Origin of the sequence: Amycolatopsis mongoliensis, from assembly GCF_030285665.1 — a bacterium.
Classification (GTDB): Bacteria; Actinomycetota; Actinomycetes; order Mycobacteriales; family Pseudonocardiaceae; genus Amycolatopsis; species Amycolatopsis mongoliensis.
Window position 1 is genome coordinate 4,050,645 of the sequence record NZ_CP127295.1, and the last position, 13,952, is coordinate 4,064,596.

The 13,952-nt window shown below is 71.8% G+C and carries 17 protein-coding genes; 7 read left to right on the plus strand and 10 right to left on the minus strand.

What is annotated here, in order from left to right:
- Positions 1–1,116: an alanine dehydrogenase gene (gene ald / locus QRX60_RS19750; protein WP_286002234.1), complete on the minus strand. Its 1,116-nt coding sequence runs from the start codon at positions 1,114–1,116 to the stop codon at positions 1–3.
- 172 nt (positions 1,117–1,288) lie between these two features.
- Here ald and QRX60_RS19755 point away from each other — a divergent pair, with 172 nt between their 5' ends.
- Positions 1,289–2,221: a zinc-binding dehydrogenase gene (locus QRX60_RS19755; protein WP_286002235.1), complete on the plus strand. Its 933-nt coding sequence runs from the start codon at positions 1,289–1,291 to the stop codon at positions 2,219–2,221.
- 66 nt (positions 2,222–2,287) lie between these two features.
- On the opposite strand, the gene QRX60_RS19760 is transcribed toward QRX60_RS19755, so the two are convergent.
- A complete protein-coding gene (locus tag QRX60_RS19760; RefSeq protein ID WP_286002236.1) occupies positions 2,288–3,202 on the minus strand; it encodes a zinc metalloprotease in 915 nt (304 codons plus the stop codon).
- Positions 3,203–3,364: 162 nt separating this feature from the next.
- Positions 3,365–4,921: a PucR family transcriptional regulator gene (locus QRX60_RS19765; protein WP_286002237.1), complete on the minus strand. Its 1,557-nt coding sequence runs from the start codon at positions 4,919–4,921 to the stop codon at positions 3,365–3,367.
- A gap of 50 nt (positions 4,922–4,971) precedes the next feature.
- Between QRX60_RS19765 and QRX60_RS19770 the strand changes: the two genes are divergently transcribed.
- Positions 4,972–5,592, plus strand: a complete 621-nt coding sequence (locus tag QRX60_RS19770; RefSeq protein ID WP_286002238.1) for a class I SAM-dependent methyltransferase — start codon at positions 4,972–4,974, stop codon at positions 5,590–5,592.
- Here the strand turns inward: QRX60_RS19770 and QRX60_RS19775 are convergent.
- From QRX60_RS19775 to QRX60_RS19785, 3 genes are read right to left on the minus strand one after another with little or no spacing between them, the layout of a single operon-like run.
- Positions 5,510–5,902, minus strand: coding sequence for a VOC family protein (locus QRX60_RS19775; protein ID WP_286002239.1), 393 nt, complete (start codon positions 5,900–5,902; stop codon positions 5,510–5,512). The two genes, QRX60_RS19770 and QRX60_RS19775, sit on opposite strands and share 83 nt — an antisense overlap.
- The gene (locus QRX60_RS19780; protein ID WP_286002240.1) at positions 5,857–6,024 is read right to left on the minus strand and encodes a VOC family protein; all 168 of its coding nucleotides are present in this window, start codon (positions 6,022–6,024) and stop codon (positions 5,857–5,859) included. The genes QRX60_RS19775 and QRX60_RS19780 overlap by 46 nt, the downstream gene beginning before the upstream one ends.
- Positions 6,021–6,359: a PadR family transcriptional regulator gene (locus QRX60_RS19785; protein WP_286002241.1), complete on the minus strand. Its 339-nt coding sequence runs from the start codon at positions 6,357–6,359 to the stop codon at positions 6,021–6,023. Before QRX60_RS19785 ends, QRX60_RS19780 begins: the two co-directional genes overlap by 4 nt.
- A 59-nt stretch (positions 6,360–6,418) precedes the next feature.
- On the opposite strand from QRX60_RS19785, the gene QRX60_RS19790 reads away from it, so the two are divergent.
- Positions 6,419–6,805, plus strand: a complete 387-nt coding sequence (locus QRX60_RS19790; protein ID WP_286002242.1) for a VOC family protein — start codon at positions 6,419–6,421, stop codon at positions 6,803–6,805.
- Here the strand turns inward: QRX60_RS19790 and rdmE are convergent.
- Entirely contained in the window at positions 6,802–8,340 is a 1,539-nt protein-coding gene (gene rdmE, locus QRX60_RS19795; RefSeq protein WP_286002243.1) for an aklavinone 12-hydroxylase RdmE, read from the minus strand. The genes QRX60_RS19790 and rdmE overlap by 4 nt on opposite strands.
- A 165-nt stretch (positions 8,341–8,505) precedes the next feature.
- Here rdmE and QRX60_RS19800 point away from each other — a divergent pair, with 165 nt between their 5' ends.
- The 3 genes from QRX60_RS19800 to QRX60_RS19810 all read left to right on the plus strand — a co-directional run bounded on the left by QRX60_RS19800 (position 8,506) and on the right by QRX60_RS19810 (position 11,675).
- On the plus strand, positions 8,506–9,816 hold the full coding sequence (locus tag QRX60_RS19800; protein ID WP_286002244.1) for a bifunctional o-acetylhomoserine/o-acetylserine sulfhydrylase: 1,311 nt from the start codon (positions 8,506–8,508) through the stop codon (positions 9,814–9,816).
- Complete coding sequence (gene metX, locus QRX60_RS19805) at positions 9,813–10,931, plus strand: homoserine O-acetyltransferase MetX (RefSeq protein WP_286002245.1); 1,119 nt, start codon at positions 9,813–9,815, stop codon at positions 10,929–10,931. The genes QRX60_RS19800 and metX overlap by 4 nt, the downstream gene beginning before the upstream one ends.
- 75 nt (positions 10,932–11,006) lie before the next feature.
- Positions 11,007–11,675, plus strand: a complete 669-nt coding sequence (locus QRX60_RS19810; RefSeq protein ID WP_286002246.1) for a DUF2306 domain-containing protein — start codon at positions 11,007–11,009, stop codon at positions 11,673–11,675.
- Here QRX60_RS19810 and QRX60_RS19815 read toward each other — a convergent pair.
- Both QRX60_RS19815 and QRX60_RS19820 read right to left on the minus strand, forming a co-directional pair.
- Entirely contained in the window at positions 11,603–11,821 is a 219-nt protein-coding gene (locus QRX60_RS19815) for a hypothetical protein (RefSeq protein WP_286002247.1), read from the minus strand. The genes QRX60_RS19810 and QRX60_RS19815 overlap by 73 nt on opposite strands.
- A gap of 14 nt (positions 11,822–11,835) precedes the next feature.
- Positions 11,836–12,714: an AurF N-oxygenase family protein gene (locus QRX60_RS19820; protein ID WP_286002248.1), complete on the minus strand. Its 879-nt coding sequence runs from the start codon at positions 12,712–12,714 to the stop codon at positions 11,836–11,838.
- An 83-nt stretch (positions 12,715–12,797) separates the two neighbouring features.
- Here QRX60_RS19820 and QRX60_RS19825 point away from each other — a divergent pair, with 83 nt between their 5' ends.
- On the plus strand, positions 12,798–13,427 hold the full coding sequence (locus tag QRX60_RS19825) for a TetR/AcrR family transcriptional regulator (protein ID WP_286002249.1): 630 nt from the start codon (positions 12,798–12,800) through the stop codon (positions 13,425–13,427).
- Between the two features lie 6 nt (positions 13,428–13,433).
- Here QRX60_RS19825 and QRX60_RS19830 read toward each other — a convergent pair whose 3' ends face one another.
- A complete protein-coding gene (locus QRX60_RS19830) occupies positions 13,434–13,934 on the minus strand; it encodes a hypothetical protein (RefSeq protein ID WP_155541161.1) in 501 nt (166 codons plus the stop codon).
- Positions 13,935–13,952 lie beyond the last annotated feature (18 nt).

Genomic DNA, 13,952 nt, shown 5'->3' on the forward strand with positions numbered 1-13,952 from the left:
TCAGGCGAGCACGGTCGCCAGCGGCGTGTGGGGCAGGTCGTGAGCGACCGCGACCGGGCCGTTCGTCAGGGCGCCCGCGTGCGTGTTGAGGCCCTTCGCCAGCGCCGCGTCCGCCTGCAGCGCGGCTTTCCAGCCGTGCTCGGCCAGCTGGACCGCGTACGGCAGCGTGACGTTCGTGAGGCCGTAGGTCGACGTCCGCGGCACCGCGCCCGGCATGTTCGCGACGCAGTAGAAGAGCGACTCGTGCACGGTGTAGGTCGGGTCGTCGTGCGTGGTCGGGCGCGAGTCGGCGAAGCAGCCGCCCTGGTCGATCGCGATGTCGACGAGCACGCTGCCGGCCTTCATGCGGGCCACGAGCTCGTTCGAGACGAGCTTCGGCGCCTTCGCGCCCGGCACCAGCACCGCGCCGATGACCATGTCGGCCTGCAGCACGGACTCCTCGACCGACAGGCGGTTGGACGTCACCGTGCGGATGCGGCCGCCGAAGTCGTTGTCGATCTGGCGGAGGCGGTCGACGTTGGTGTCCAGGATCTCGACGTCCGAGCCGAGGCCCAGCGCGACGCGGGCGGCGTTCAGGCCGGCCACGCCGCCGCCGATGACGACGACGCGCGCGGGGTGCACACCCGGGATGCCGCCGGGCAGCACGCCGCGGCCGCCGCTCGGCTTCATCAGCGAGAACGCGCCGACCTGCGGGGCCAGCCGGCCCGCGACCTCGGACATCGGGGCGAGCAGCGGAAGCGCGCCGCTCGCGGTCTGCACGGTCTCGTAGGCGATCGCGGTGGTGCCGGCGGCCAGCAGCGCGTCGGTCAGCGGCCGGTCGGCGGCGATGTGCAGGTAAGTGAACAGCACCTGGTCGGCGCGCAGCCGGGGGTACTCCTCGGCGATCGGCTCCTTGACCTTGAGGACCAGCTCGCCCTCGGCCCAGGTCTCGGCGGCGGTGGCGAGGATCTTCGCGCCGGCGGCGACGTACTCCTCGTCCGAGATGGACGAACCGATCCCGGCGCCCGTCTCGACGAAGACGTCGTGCCCGCGGCCGACCAGCTCGTGGACCCCGGCCGGGGTCAGCGCGACCCGGTATTCGTGCCTCTTGATTTCACGGGGAACGGCGATACGCACGGTCGGCCTCCTGGGTCGGTCTGCGTCCGGATTCGATGCGGTGGTGCCAATCACGGTGAACCACCCGGACGGCGGTGTCATCGTGCTGGACGGACATTTTTTTCAGGCAATCGTGGTGCTGGCAGGACAAGACCGTTGACTTCGACCGCGCTGGAGATTGCAACGTGCACGCATGAGAGCTGTGTGGTTGCGGGAGTTCGGCGGGCCGGAAGTGCTCGAGCCGGGGGACGCGCCGGACCCGGTCCCCGGACCCGGTCAGGTGCTGGTCGAGGTGGCGTTCGCGAACCTCACCTTCGTCGAGACCCAGGTGCGGGCCGGGACGGGACCGTTCCGTCCGGTGTTGCCGATCATCCCCGGCAACGGCGTCGGCGGCGTGATCAGCGCGGTCGGCGAGGGCGTGGACCCGGGGCTCGCCGGGCAGCGGGTGGTCACGTCGACCGGCGGCTCCGGCGGGTACGCCCAGCGCGTCGCGGTGGACGCGGCGGCGGTGTTCGGAGTGCCGGACGCGCTGGCGCTCGACGCGGCGGTGGCGCTGCTCGCGGACGGCCGGACCGCGACGGGCCTGGTCCGTGCCACCCGGGTGCGGCCCGGCGAGCGGGTCCTGGTCGAGGCGGCCGCGGGCGGCGTCGGCGGCCTGCTGGTGCAGCTGGCGAAGGCGGCGGGCGCTTCGGTGGTCGGCGCGGCGGGCGGGCCGGCGAAGGTGGCGTCGGTGGTGGGCGCCGACGTCGTGGTCGACTACCTGGCTTCGGATTGGACGTCTTCGGCCGGCGAAGTGGACGTCGTCTTCGACGGCGTGGGCGGGGCGATCGGCACGGCGGCGTTCGGGCTCCTGCGGCCGGGCGGGCGGATGGCGGTGTACGGCCTGGCGGGCGGCTCGTGGGCGGAAGTGTCCGAAGAGGACGCCGCGGCGCGAGGGGTTTCGCTGGTGCGCTCGATCGGGAGCCCGGCGGACCTGCGGGCGTGCACGGAGTCGGCGCTTTCCGAAGCGGCCGCCGGACGGCTGGTGCCGGTGATCGGCCGGCGCTTCCCGCTGGAGAAGGTCGCGGACGCCCACGCGGCGATCGAATCCCGCGCCACGGTGGGCAAGACGCTCCTGGTCGTCTGAAAGCCGTGAAGGCCTCCTTCCCGGCCGTAAGAGCCGGGAAGGAGGCCTTCACGGACCTCCCGCGGGTCAGGCGCGGTAGGCCGACCAGGAGCTGTTCATCCGCGTGGTCTGGCCCGCGGTGAACTCGTACATGCAGCCGTCGTAGCTGTAGTCCATGAAGTTGTGGATCGGGTCGTTGCCCGCCGCCGAGCAGGTGTTCTTGCTCGCCGGGCAGCCGGACGTCGCCGTCGCTTCGGCCGGGGTGTCGGACACGTAGTCGCCCGAACCGGAGCAGCCGCCCTGGAACGTGTGGTACAGCCCCATCCAGTGGCCGATCTCGTGGGTGGCCGTGTCGCCCTCGTTGTAGTTCGTCGCCGAGCGGCCCGGGAGGGACTCGTCGAGGATCACCACACCGTCCATCTTCGGCTGCGAGCTGTAGTTCCAGGGGAACGTCGCCCAGCCGAGGAGGCTGTCACCGAGGTTGGCGGTGTAGATGTTCAGCGCGTTCTTGCCCCCCTTGCGCAGCGCGTTCTTCATGTTGCGCTCGGCGGACGTGCCGTCGGTGATGCCGTTGTACCAGGTGGAGTTGTTCGTGTAGTCCGTGCTCACCAGCGAGAAGCTGTAGCCGCTCGCGGCATACGCGCTGTTGAGCACCGAGATCTGCTTGGTGATCGTCGCCGCCGGCAGGTTGCCGGTCGAGCCGCTGGTGATGACGTGGAAGTACACCGGGATCGAGACCGCTGCCGGAGCCTTCAGGGTCGTGCGCTTGCCGGCGAGCTTGCTCTGCATGTCCGCTTCGACGCGGGCCGCCTCGGCCGGGGACAGGCTGTCGGCCTGGCCGTCCTTGCTGCGGTCGGCCGAGTGGGTGGGGGTGAAGCAGTCGCCGGCCGGCGCCGCGACGGCGCTCCCGGCTGTGGTGCCCGGGACGACCAGGGCGACCAGGGAGAGCGCGGACACCGCGCCCAGCTTGACGGCCCTGCGAAACCGCTCCGAACTGCTCATGGACACTCCTCTGCGACGACCCGGCCACCCCGGGTGCTGCGAAGAAAATGCGTCAGCCGTTCACCGGAATCCACCATCTTTCGGCTGGAAAGGACAATCAGAACGTTCGGCGCGATCCATGCGGAGTAGTGCATGGGTCATGGGTTGGGCCGAACGGCGCAGTCAGCTCCAGTGCAGGGCGACCAGCTGCGTGATCAGCGCCAGCCGGACGTCGGGGTCGTCGAGGTCCAGCGGCACCAGCTCGAGGAGCTTGCGCATCCGGTAGCGCAGGGTGTTGGGGTGGATCCGCAGCTCGCGGGCGGCCGCGCGCGGGTCGCCGGGGTGACGCAACCATTCGTAGAGCGTCTCGACGTAGCCGGCCTTGCCCGTCTCGTCGTGTGCGCGCAGGACGCCGAGGGGACCGAGCTCCGCGACCTTCGCCCCGGAGGCCGCCGTCGCGCCGCGGTGCAGCGTCAACGCCGTCCAGGCTTCGTCGAAGGTGATCACGCGCTCGTCGAGGAGCTCGGCGCGCAGCAGGCCGAGGGCTTCGTCGGCCTGGCTGCGCGACGCCGAGAGGTCGCCGATCTCGCCGGGTGCGCCGGCCGCGGCGCGCGGGGCACCACTGCGACGAGACGGTCCCGTCCCGACGAGAGCGTCCCGGAGTTCGGCCCAGCCGCCGGGGCCGGGCCGGTCGGGGACCACGGCGTAGAGCAGGCCGGCCAGCTCGGTCGCGACCGGACGGCGGCCGATGCCCTGGGAAAGCCGTTCGAGCAGGGCGAGCCGCAGGCCCTCGGCGTCGCGGCCGTCGCCGCCGGTGACCTCGATGACGACCACGCGGTGCGGCTCGTCGGACAGGTCCAGCTCGGCCATCGCCTTGCGCGGGTTCGCCCGTCCTTCGAGCACCCCGCGCAGCAGCTCGGCCGACGCGCGGCGCTGCGCGTCGGTGTGCGCGCGGCGGCGCAGCAGGTGCAGCGCGACGACCGGGGCGGCGTCGGCGAAGGCGGCCGCGCGCTCGTCGGACACCGGCCCGGCGACGACCGCCCACATCGACCCGAGCAGCTCGCCGCCCATCCGGATCGGCACGATCAGCCGCGGCAGGGTGCCGTCGCGCTGGGCGGGGACGAAGATCGTCTGCCGGCCGCGGGACAGCTCGCGGAACACGCCGCGCGACCGGAACCGCGCGAGCACGTCGTCGGGGATGCGGCGGCCCATGATCGTGGCGACGCGCGCGGGGTCGGTGAGGTCCTGCCGCGCGGAGTAGGCGAGCACGCGGGAGTTGGTGTCCTCGATGGTCACCGGCGCGTCCACGACCGACGCGACGGCGTCGGCGAGCCGGAAGAGGTCTCCGGAACCGGGATCGAGGTCCTCGGACTCGTCGGCGAGGGCGTCGAGGACGGTCCGCAGCAGCCACACGAGCTGGGCCCACGACGTCGCGGCGTGCACCTGGACGAGCGCGATCCCGCTGGCCTTCGCCGCGCGCTTGACGGCGGGCTTCGCGGCCAGCGGCGGCTTGAGCAGCACGGCGGCGGCGCCCTGCTCGGCACTCCGCTTCACCAGCTGGGCGGCGTCTTCGGGTCCGGTGGTGGCCACGCCGAGCACGAGGTCCCCGGCGGCGAGCGTGAGCACCCCGCCGGGCTCGGCGATCACGACGTCGGCGACGGCGGGCGAGTCGTCGGGCACTTGGAGCGCGTGGAGCAGCGTCGGCCCCACCCGGTCGACCACGCTGCGCACCGAGACCACATGGTCATTCTGGCCGAGAAACCGGGGGACGGCTCGGTAGGGTCGGCAGGGTGAGCGACGCGCGGCGGATCGTCGAATCCGGCTACGACAGCTCGGCGGAGCGCTATCTCGAGTGGAGCGCGCGGATCGCGGACGACCCGCGGCTGCGCTTCCTGGCCGAGCTGACCGACCGGCTCGACGACGGCGCCGACGTGCTCGACCTCGGCTGCGGCGCGGGCGTGCCGTGCACGGCGCTGCTCGCCGAGCGCCACGACGTCGTCGGCGTCGACCTTTCCGCGGCCCAACTCGACCTCGCGCGGCGGAATGTCCCCGGCGCGCGGTTCCAAAAGGGCGACATGGCGGAGGTGTCGTTCCCGGACGAGTGCTTCGACGCCGTCACCGCGTTCTACTCGGTGCTGCACGTGCCCCGCGAAGACCAGGGCGACCTCTTCACGAGCATCGCCGATTGGCTCCGGCCCGGCGGCTGGTTCCTGGCCGCGCTGGGGTGCAGCGGGGCGAACGGCGTCGAGGACGACTGGCTCGGTACGCCCATGTTCTTCAGCAGCCACGCCCCGGACGTCAACCGGCGCCTGCTGGCCGCGGCCGGCTTCACGCTCGTCGTCGACGAGCTGGTGACCATGCACGAACCGGAAGGACCGGCCACCTTCCACTGGGTCCTCGCGCGCCGCTAGACCTCGTGGGCTTGCGGGCGTCGATGTCCTCCGGGGTGTACTGCTCCCGCTTCGTCGTCAGCGCCCAGCGGTGCCCGTCCGGGTCGACCACCCGGCCGTAGCGCTCGCCGAAGAACATCTCCGTCACCGGGGCCTCGACCGTCGCCCCCCCGAAGACCGCCCGCCGCGCGAGGTCGTCCGGGTCGGGGGTCTCCAGCGTGAGCAGCATCGGGGTCCCGCCGATCGTCGACGGCGCCAGCGCGTCCAGCGATGCGATCTCCTGGCTCACCAGCAGCCGCGCGTCGCCGACCGCCAGTTCGACGAAAAGCACCGTGCCGTCGGGCAGAACCGTGCGGACAGCTCCACCGCGCCGAACGCCTTGCCGTAGAAGGAAAGCGCCGCCTCGACGTCGCGGACGAACAGGTGCGGCACCAGGCCGAGCGGCCGGCTCACGCCGACTCCGGGCGGGCCAGCAGATCCGCGTCACCGGCCGCCGCGACCAGCCGGCGCAGCAGCGTCGCTTCGCGCGACGCGGCCGCGCGGCCGGCCGGCGTGATGCGGTAGTAGCGGCGGCGGGAGTCCTCGCCCGGGAGCTCCTCGGCCAGCCCGTCGGCGGCCAGCCGGGTCAGCGTCCGGTAGAGCGTCCCCGGTCCGAGCTGGACTTCGCCGGCCGTGACCTCGGCGACGAACCCCATGATCCCGTAGCCGTGCGCGCGCCCGCCCGGCCCGGCGGCCAGTGCCAGGAGCACCTGGAAAGCCGCGGGGGTCAGCGGGTTGCCGTCGGTCATGCGGGCAGCCTGCACTCCGCCCTCTTTAATATCCATGGTGGATATAAAGAGGGCGGATCATGCCCATCCAAGGGGTCGGCAAGGTCGTCGTCGGGGTCGAGGACCAGGCGCGCGCCAAGGAGTTCTGGTCCGGGACCGTCGGCTTCGCGGTGACCACCGACGTGCCCTACGACGACCAGGGGCGCCGCTGGGTCGAGGTGACCGCCCCGGACGGGACGATCCTCGTGCTCAGCGAGTCTCCTGAGGACCGCCGCCGGTTCGGGGCCGCCGACCAGCTGCCGACGTCGGGCTTCTTCTTCTACGCCGACGACGTCGAGAAGACGTACGAGGAGCTTTCGGCGAAGGGCGTGGAGTTCCCCTCGAAGCCGGAGAAGCAGCCGTGGGGCTGGTGGTCGATGTTCGTCGACTCCGAGGGGAACCGCTTCGCCCTGCAGCAGCGCGACTAGCGCGAAAGGACCGCGGTCAGGACCCGCCACAGCTCGCCCGCCGGGTCCTCGACCGGTTCCTTGGCCCGCCACGCGACGATGCCGTCCGGACGCACGAGCGAAGCCCCGCCCGCCGTCAGGCCGTAGCGCGACGCGATGTCGTCGAGCACGTGGCACTCCAGGCGGATGCCGGTTTCCGCCGCGACGTCGGCCGCGGCGCGGTCCCACTCGCCGCCGGTGCACAGGAGCACCCACGAGTGCCCCAGGAGGTCCACAGTGGACTCCAGGCCGGGCGCCCGGAACCCCGGCCGCCCGCTCGGCGCGTGGATGTCTTCGACCCGCGCACCGTCGTCCGGCTCCTCCGCGAGCACCGCCGTCGAGCGGTAGCGGAACCCGAGGACGGCGTTCAGCATGTCCTCCGGCTCGGTCAGCCCGGAGACGTCGAGATCGGGGTGCATCCGCTGCTTCATGTTGTGCAGCGAGGTGTCGATGATCATCCGCGCGATCGGCTTCCGCTCGGCTTCGTAGGTGTCGAGCAGGGCCGGACCCGCTTCGCCGCGCAGCACCGCGGCGAGCTTCCACGCGATGTCCGCGCCGTCGCCGACCGCCGTGTTGCCGCCCTGGCCGCCGGTCGGCGGCGTCACCTTCGCCGCGTCGCCGATCAGGAAGACCCGCCCGGAGCGGAAGCTGTCGGCCAGCCGCGCGGCGATCTCCCACGAGCCGGTCCAGACGATCTCCGGCGCGAGCTCCGGCAGGTCGGTGGCCGCGCGGATCATCGACACGAGCCGGTCGTGATCGAAGTCGGCCGGGCTCTCGCCGCGGTCCGGGAAGTAGTCCGGCGCGAAGACGTACCGGTTCGGCACGTCGGTGTTGACCAGGCCGGCGGTGAAGTCCGGGTGCTGCAGGTAGAACAGGTCGGTCACGCCGGGTCGGACGCGGTCGCCCAGGTCGGCGTCGAACACGACGCCGAGGCAGTGGCTCAGCGCGTCCATCCCGGTGGTCCCGATGCCCAGCCGCTGCCGGATGCCGCTGCGTCCGCCGTCGGCGGCGACGACGTAGTCCGCGCGCACCACGGTCTCCTCGCCGGAGTCCCGGTGCCGCAGCGTCGCGGCGACTCCGTCGTCGTCCTGCGTCAGGTCGACGAGCTCGGTCCGGAACCGGACCCGCGCCCCGGCCTTCTCCGCGTGCGCCAGCAGGATCGGCTCGACGACGTCCTGGCCGGCCATGCCGGCGGGCAACGTCGTCGAGGCCGAGACGTCGAACTCGCTGCCGTCCTCCATGAGCTGGTGCAGGACGCGGCCCGCCAGGCTGGTCGCGACGGTGATCCGCAGCCCCTGCGACGCCCGCGGGCTCACCTCCAGCACCTCGCGGTCGATTCCTGCCCAGTGGAACAGCTCCATCGTGCGCCAGTTCTGCCCGGCGGCCCGGGAGTGGACCGACGTTCCGGCGTGCCGCTCGACCGTCAGGACGTCCACTCCCTCCCGTGCCAGGAACAGCGATGCCGACAGTCCGCCCAGCCCGGCCCCCACGACCAGCACCTGTACCCGCTCCGTCATGACTTCCTCCGTGTCCACGAATCTCCCTGTATAAGTATCTTAGACACAGAGAGATTCAACTGGCAAGAGGACCGTGCTCCCATGGCGTGGGAACGGTTGGGTACTCCGTTCGGCCGAAGTAGCGTCGGACGCACACGATCCCCGTTGAACCGCAAGGAGAAACCGATGAGCGCGGACGACACCTCGGCGTGGTCCTTCGAGACCAGGCAGATCCACGCGGGCGCCGCGCCGGATCCGGCCACGGGCGCGCGGGCGACGCCGATCTACCAGACGACGTCGTACGTCTTCCGCGACAGCCAGCACGGCGCCGACCTGTTCAGCCTCGCCGAGCCCGGCAACATCTACACGCGGATCATGAACCCGACGCAGGACGTGCTGGAGCAGCGCGTCGCATCGCTCGAAGGCGGCGTCGCGGCGCTGGCGTTCGCGTCCGGCTCGGCGGCGACCACGGCGGCGATCCTGAACCTCGCCGGCGCGGGCGACCACTTCGTGTCCAGCCAGTCGCTCTACGGCGGCACCTACAACCTCTTCCACTACACGCTGCCGAAGCTCGGCATCGAGGTCACGTTCATCGACGACCAGGACGACCTCGAGCAGTGGCGCGCCGCCGTCCGGCCGAACACGAAGTTCTTCTTCGCCGAGACGCTCGCCAACCCGGGCAGCAACGTCCTCGACATCCGCGGCGTCGCCGACACCGCGCACGAGGCCGGCGTCCCGCTGCTGGTCGACAACACCATCCCCACGCCGTACCTGGTGCGCCCGATCGAGCACGGCGCCGACGTCGTGATCCACTCGGCCACCAAGTACCTCGGCGGCCACGGCACGACGATCGCCGGCGTCCTGGTCGACGGCGGCACGTTCGACTTCGGCAAGGACCCGGCGCGGTTCCCGGGCTTCACCGAGCCCGACCCGAGCTACCACGGCCTGAGGTACTGGGAGGCGCTCGGCCCGGGCGCGTTCGCGGCGAAGGCGCGCGTCCAGCTCCTGCGTGACACGGGCGCGGCCATCGCGCCGCTGAACAGCTTCCTGATCCTGCAGGGCATCGAGACGCTGTCGCTGCGCATCGAGCGGCACGTGTCGAACGCGCAGGCGCTCGCCGAATGGCTCGAGCAGCGCGACGAGGTCGAAAAGGTGTACTACGCCGGCTTGCCGTCCAGTCCCTTCTACGAGGCCGGGCAGAAGTACCTGCCGCGGGGTGCGGGCGCGGTCCTGTCGTTCGACCTGCGCGGCGGCGTCGAGGCGGGCCGGAAGTTCGTCGACGGCACCGAGCTGCACAGCCAGCTGGTGAACCTCGGCGACGTCCGCAGCCTGATCGTGCACCCGGCGTCGACCACGCACAGCCAGCTCTCGGCGCAGGAGCAGCTCGCCAGCGGCGTGACGCCGGGCCTGGTCCGGATCGCCGTCGGGCTGGAGGGGATCGAGGACCTCAAGGCCGACCTGGAGGCGGGATTCCGGGCGGCCAAGGCAGAACTGTGACGGACGCTCCCGTCACCGGCGCCTGGCGGATCGGTGATCCGCCGGGCCGCCGGAAGTTCGTCACCGGCCCCGGCGCGCTCGCGCTGGAGGCCGGTGGCGTGCTGCCCGGCTTCACCCTGGCGTACGAGACGTGGGGGACGCTGAACTCCGACGCGTCCAACGCGGTGCTCGTCGAGCACGCGCTGACCGGCGACAGCCACGCGGCCGGGCCGCTGGTGCCGGGACATCCCAGCGCGGGCTGGTGGGACGGGCTGATCGGGCCCGGGAAGGCCTTGGACACCGGCGAGTTCTTCGTCGTGGTCCCGAACGTGCTGGGCGGCTGCCAGGGCTCCACAGGCCCGTCTTCGCCGGATCCCGATGGGACGCCGTGGGGCAGCCGGTTCCCGGTCGTGACGGTGCGGGACCAGGTGGCCGCGGAGGCGGTCCTGGCCGACCACCTGGGCATCACGCGGTGGGCGGCCGTCGTCGGCGGGTCCATGGGCGGGATGCGCGCGCTGGAGTGGGCCGTGACGCTGCCGTCGCGGGTGGCGTCGGTGCTGGTGCTGGCGTCGACCGCGCGGGCGTCGGCCGAGCAGATCGCGTGGGCGGCGCCGCAGCTGCACGCGATCCGCAGTGACTCGTTCTTCCACGGCGGTGACTACTACTCGGCTCCGGAGGGTCCGCACCGCGGCCTGGGGGTCGCGCGGCGGATCGCCCACGTCACCTACCGCAGCGAACCGGAGCTGGCCCGGCGGTTCGGCCGCGAACCCCAAGGGGCGGAGGATCCCCTGCGGGGCGGGCGGTTCGCCGTCGAGTCCTATTTGGACCACCACGCGGGCAAGCTGGTGGGCCGGTTCGACGCGAACAGCTACGTGGTGCTGACGGAGTCGATGAACACCCACGACATCGGCCGGGACCGCGGCGGCGTCGCGGCGGCGCTGGGCCGGGTGACGGCGCGGGCGGTGATCGGCGGGGTGGACAGCGACCGGCTCTACCCGCTGCACCAGTCGGCGGAGATCGCTTCGGGGATCCCCGGGTCGCCGGAGTCGTCGGTGGTTTCTTCGCCGTACGGCCACGACTCGTTCCTCATCGAGACCGGCCAGGTCGCGGCGCTGGTGAAAGCGTTGCTGGGCTGATACGTCCCCCTGTGTACGGGCACGAGCCGCTTCCCGGGGGACGCCCGTGCCGCTCCGCCGCGGAACCATCGTCGCATGCGGAAACCGGCAGTGTGGCTGCTCGTCGTCGCGATCGTCTTCGCCCTGGTGCTGGCGTACCCGTACCTGAGCCTCGACATCGGCGAAAGCCGCCTCGACGTGCGCGACGGCCTGCACTACGCGGTGCTGGTGGCGCACATCTTCACGGCCGCGGTGGCGCTCGTGCTCGGCCCCCTGCAGTTCCTGCCGAAGATCCGGGCGCGCCGGCGGGTCCACCGGGCACTCGGCCGGGTCTACCTCTTCGCCGGTGTGCTGCCGTCGGCACTGGCCACGATCCCGGTCGCGGTGTGGTCCGGCCGCCCCGTCACGCAGGTCGGCCTGACCACCGCGGCCGTCCTGTGGCTCGTCACCGGCGGCCTTGCGTACCGGGCGGCCCGGCGGCGCGACTTCGCCGCGCACCGGGCCTGGATGATGCGAAACTACGCGCTGACCTTCCTCGCCGTCACCTCGCGCGTGCTCGTGCCCCTACTCCTGCTGGTCCAGGTGCCCTTCGGCGGAGTGGACCCGGGAAGCGCACCTTCGCTGATCCCGATCGGGCAGACGCTGGGCTGGGTCGTCAACCTGATCTTCGCCGAGTTTCTGATCAGGCGTCGTCAGCGGCCGGCGACGCGTTCCCCGAGGCGCACCAAGCGGTTGGCGGCCCGGCGTGACGCGCCGGCGGCGTAGTCCCCGAGGCGTCCGGCGGCGCGATCGGACAGCTTCGCGACCCGCCAGGCGACGTCGTCCGCGCGGTCGCCCGCTTCGTCGCCCACCGCGGCGATCCGGTCGGCGAGCCGGCCGGTGCCGGCGGCGAGCAGATCCTTGAGTGCCATGACTTCCCCTTCGTCTAGAGCATTCCGGCGCGGCGCCACAGCACCGCGCTCGGACCGCCGATCAGGTCGTTCTCCCGCAGGAACCGGACGAGCTTCCGGGCCCCGAACGCCAGCGTCTCCCGCCGGTGCGCGCTGGTCCGGGCCGCCCGGACCGCGACGCCGGGGTCGATCCCCGCGCGCAGGTACTGCCGAGGCCGGGACAGCAGCCGCGACATCAGCAGCGCGCCGACGGCGACCACGATCCGCGCGAACTCCTTGCGCCACCAGGGTGCTCGCGCGAGTTCCCGGACGAGGTCGTCGCGCGCGTACCGCACGTGGCGTGCTTCTTCCGTGACGTGGATCCGCATCACCGCGCGGACCACCGGCTGCACCGATTCGTCGTCCAGGTGCTCGCGCTGCAGCGCGTCGAAGATCTCCTCGCCGATCAGCGTCGCGACCCACATCGCCGGGCCGTGGAGGATCATCGGCAGGGCCTGCGCGGACCGCTGCAGCCAGCGGCTGTTGCGGTACGGCCGTCCTTCGACCCGCTCGATCAGCCGCGCGAACATCGTGGAGTGCCGGCATTCGTCGGCGACTTCGGTCAGCGCGTAGTGCACGTGCCGGGTCGTCGGGTCCTGGCGGTAGGACGCGCGCAGCAGCATCTGCATGAGGATCAGCTCGAACCAGATCCCGACGCTGACGGTGTTCACGAGTTCCTGGCGCGACAGCTCGATCCGCTGTTCGCGGCTCAGCGTGTCCCACAACGGAGTGCCGTAGAGGGAGACCAGCTTTTCCGGGATGAAGAACTGGTCTTCGTTCAGCGGCGCGGCCCAGTGGACGTCGACGTCCGGGTCGTAGGAGAGCCGGGCGCTCGACCGGAGCAGCCGCTCGGCCGTGGCTTCGCGATCGCCCATTCCGCGCCTCCCTCTGTGTCGTGTAACACTAGAACGCATGAAACATTTTCCGTCAAGTTGTAAAGCGGCCTAGGGTTGAGGCCATGCGCGACCTCCTGAAGCACGCGCTCGAAGCCGACCTGCCCGGCGACGAGACCGCGGAGCGGATCATGGGCGCGGCGCTGACCCAGGCCGAGGACTTCGGGTTGCGCCGGTTCACCGTCGACGACGTCGCGCGCCGCGTCGGCCTCTCCCGCGTGACGATCTACCGCTACTTCCCGAAGAAGGACCAGCTGCTCAACGCGCTGGTCCTGCGGGAGATGAAGCGGTTCCTGACGAAGGTCGACGCCGTCGTCGAGGCGCAGGCGACCCCGGAGGACAAGCTCATCGAGGGGTTGAGCTTCTCGCTGGGGTACCTGCGGGGGCACCGGCTGCTCGACCGCCTGCTGCGCACGGAGCCGGAGCTGATCCTCCCGCAGCTGACGGTCCAGGCTGGCGGCCTGTTCGCGGCGGCCCGCACCCGGATCGCGGCGCACTTCCACGCGGAGATCGCGGCCGGCCGGCTCAGCCTGCCCGCCGAGGACGTCGACGGGATGGCGGAGCTGCTGATCCGGATCGTGGTGTCGCTGGTGCTGACCCAGGAGACGGTGCTCCCGGTGGACGACGACGTCCAGCGGCGCCGGCTGGCCGAGCTGTACCTGGCCCCGATCGTCCGTTCGCTGCGCCCCGCCTGACTCGCTCTAGTCCGAGACGGCTTCCGAAATCCAGGGCGCCACCGGCAGGTCGCGGTCCAGGCACTCGACCGACAGCCGGATCGTCCACCGCAACGCCTGCAGCACCAGGCTGTCCACCTCGTCGGGTGCCGCGTTGGCCAAGGCGATCTCGACCTGCTCCTGCGCCGCTTCCGTGTTGCCGTGGACCTCCGCCAGCAGCGTCCGGACCGCGGTCCGGACCGGCGGGTCGGCCTGGTCGATCGAGACTTCTTCGCCGTCTTCGTCGAAGACCTGGACCTTCACCGGCGCGCTGCCGCCGTCGCCGAGGGTGGAGACCATCGCGCTGCACTCGCCGAACAGCAGCAGCATCAACGCCTTCGTCTCGTCCGCGCGGGCCTGTGGTTCGGCGGCCGTCGGCGCGACCTCGACGAGGGCTTCGGCGTCGTCACCGAGGCTCAGTGCCGTCAGCGCGCGCTGAGCCTTCTCGACGAGCTCCTGCTCGTTCCAGTCCGCATCCACGTGCCCCATCAAACACCAGCGACGGCG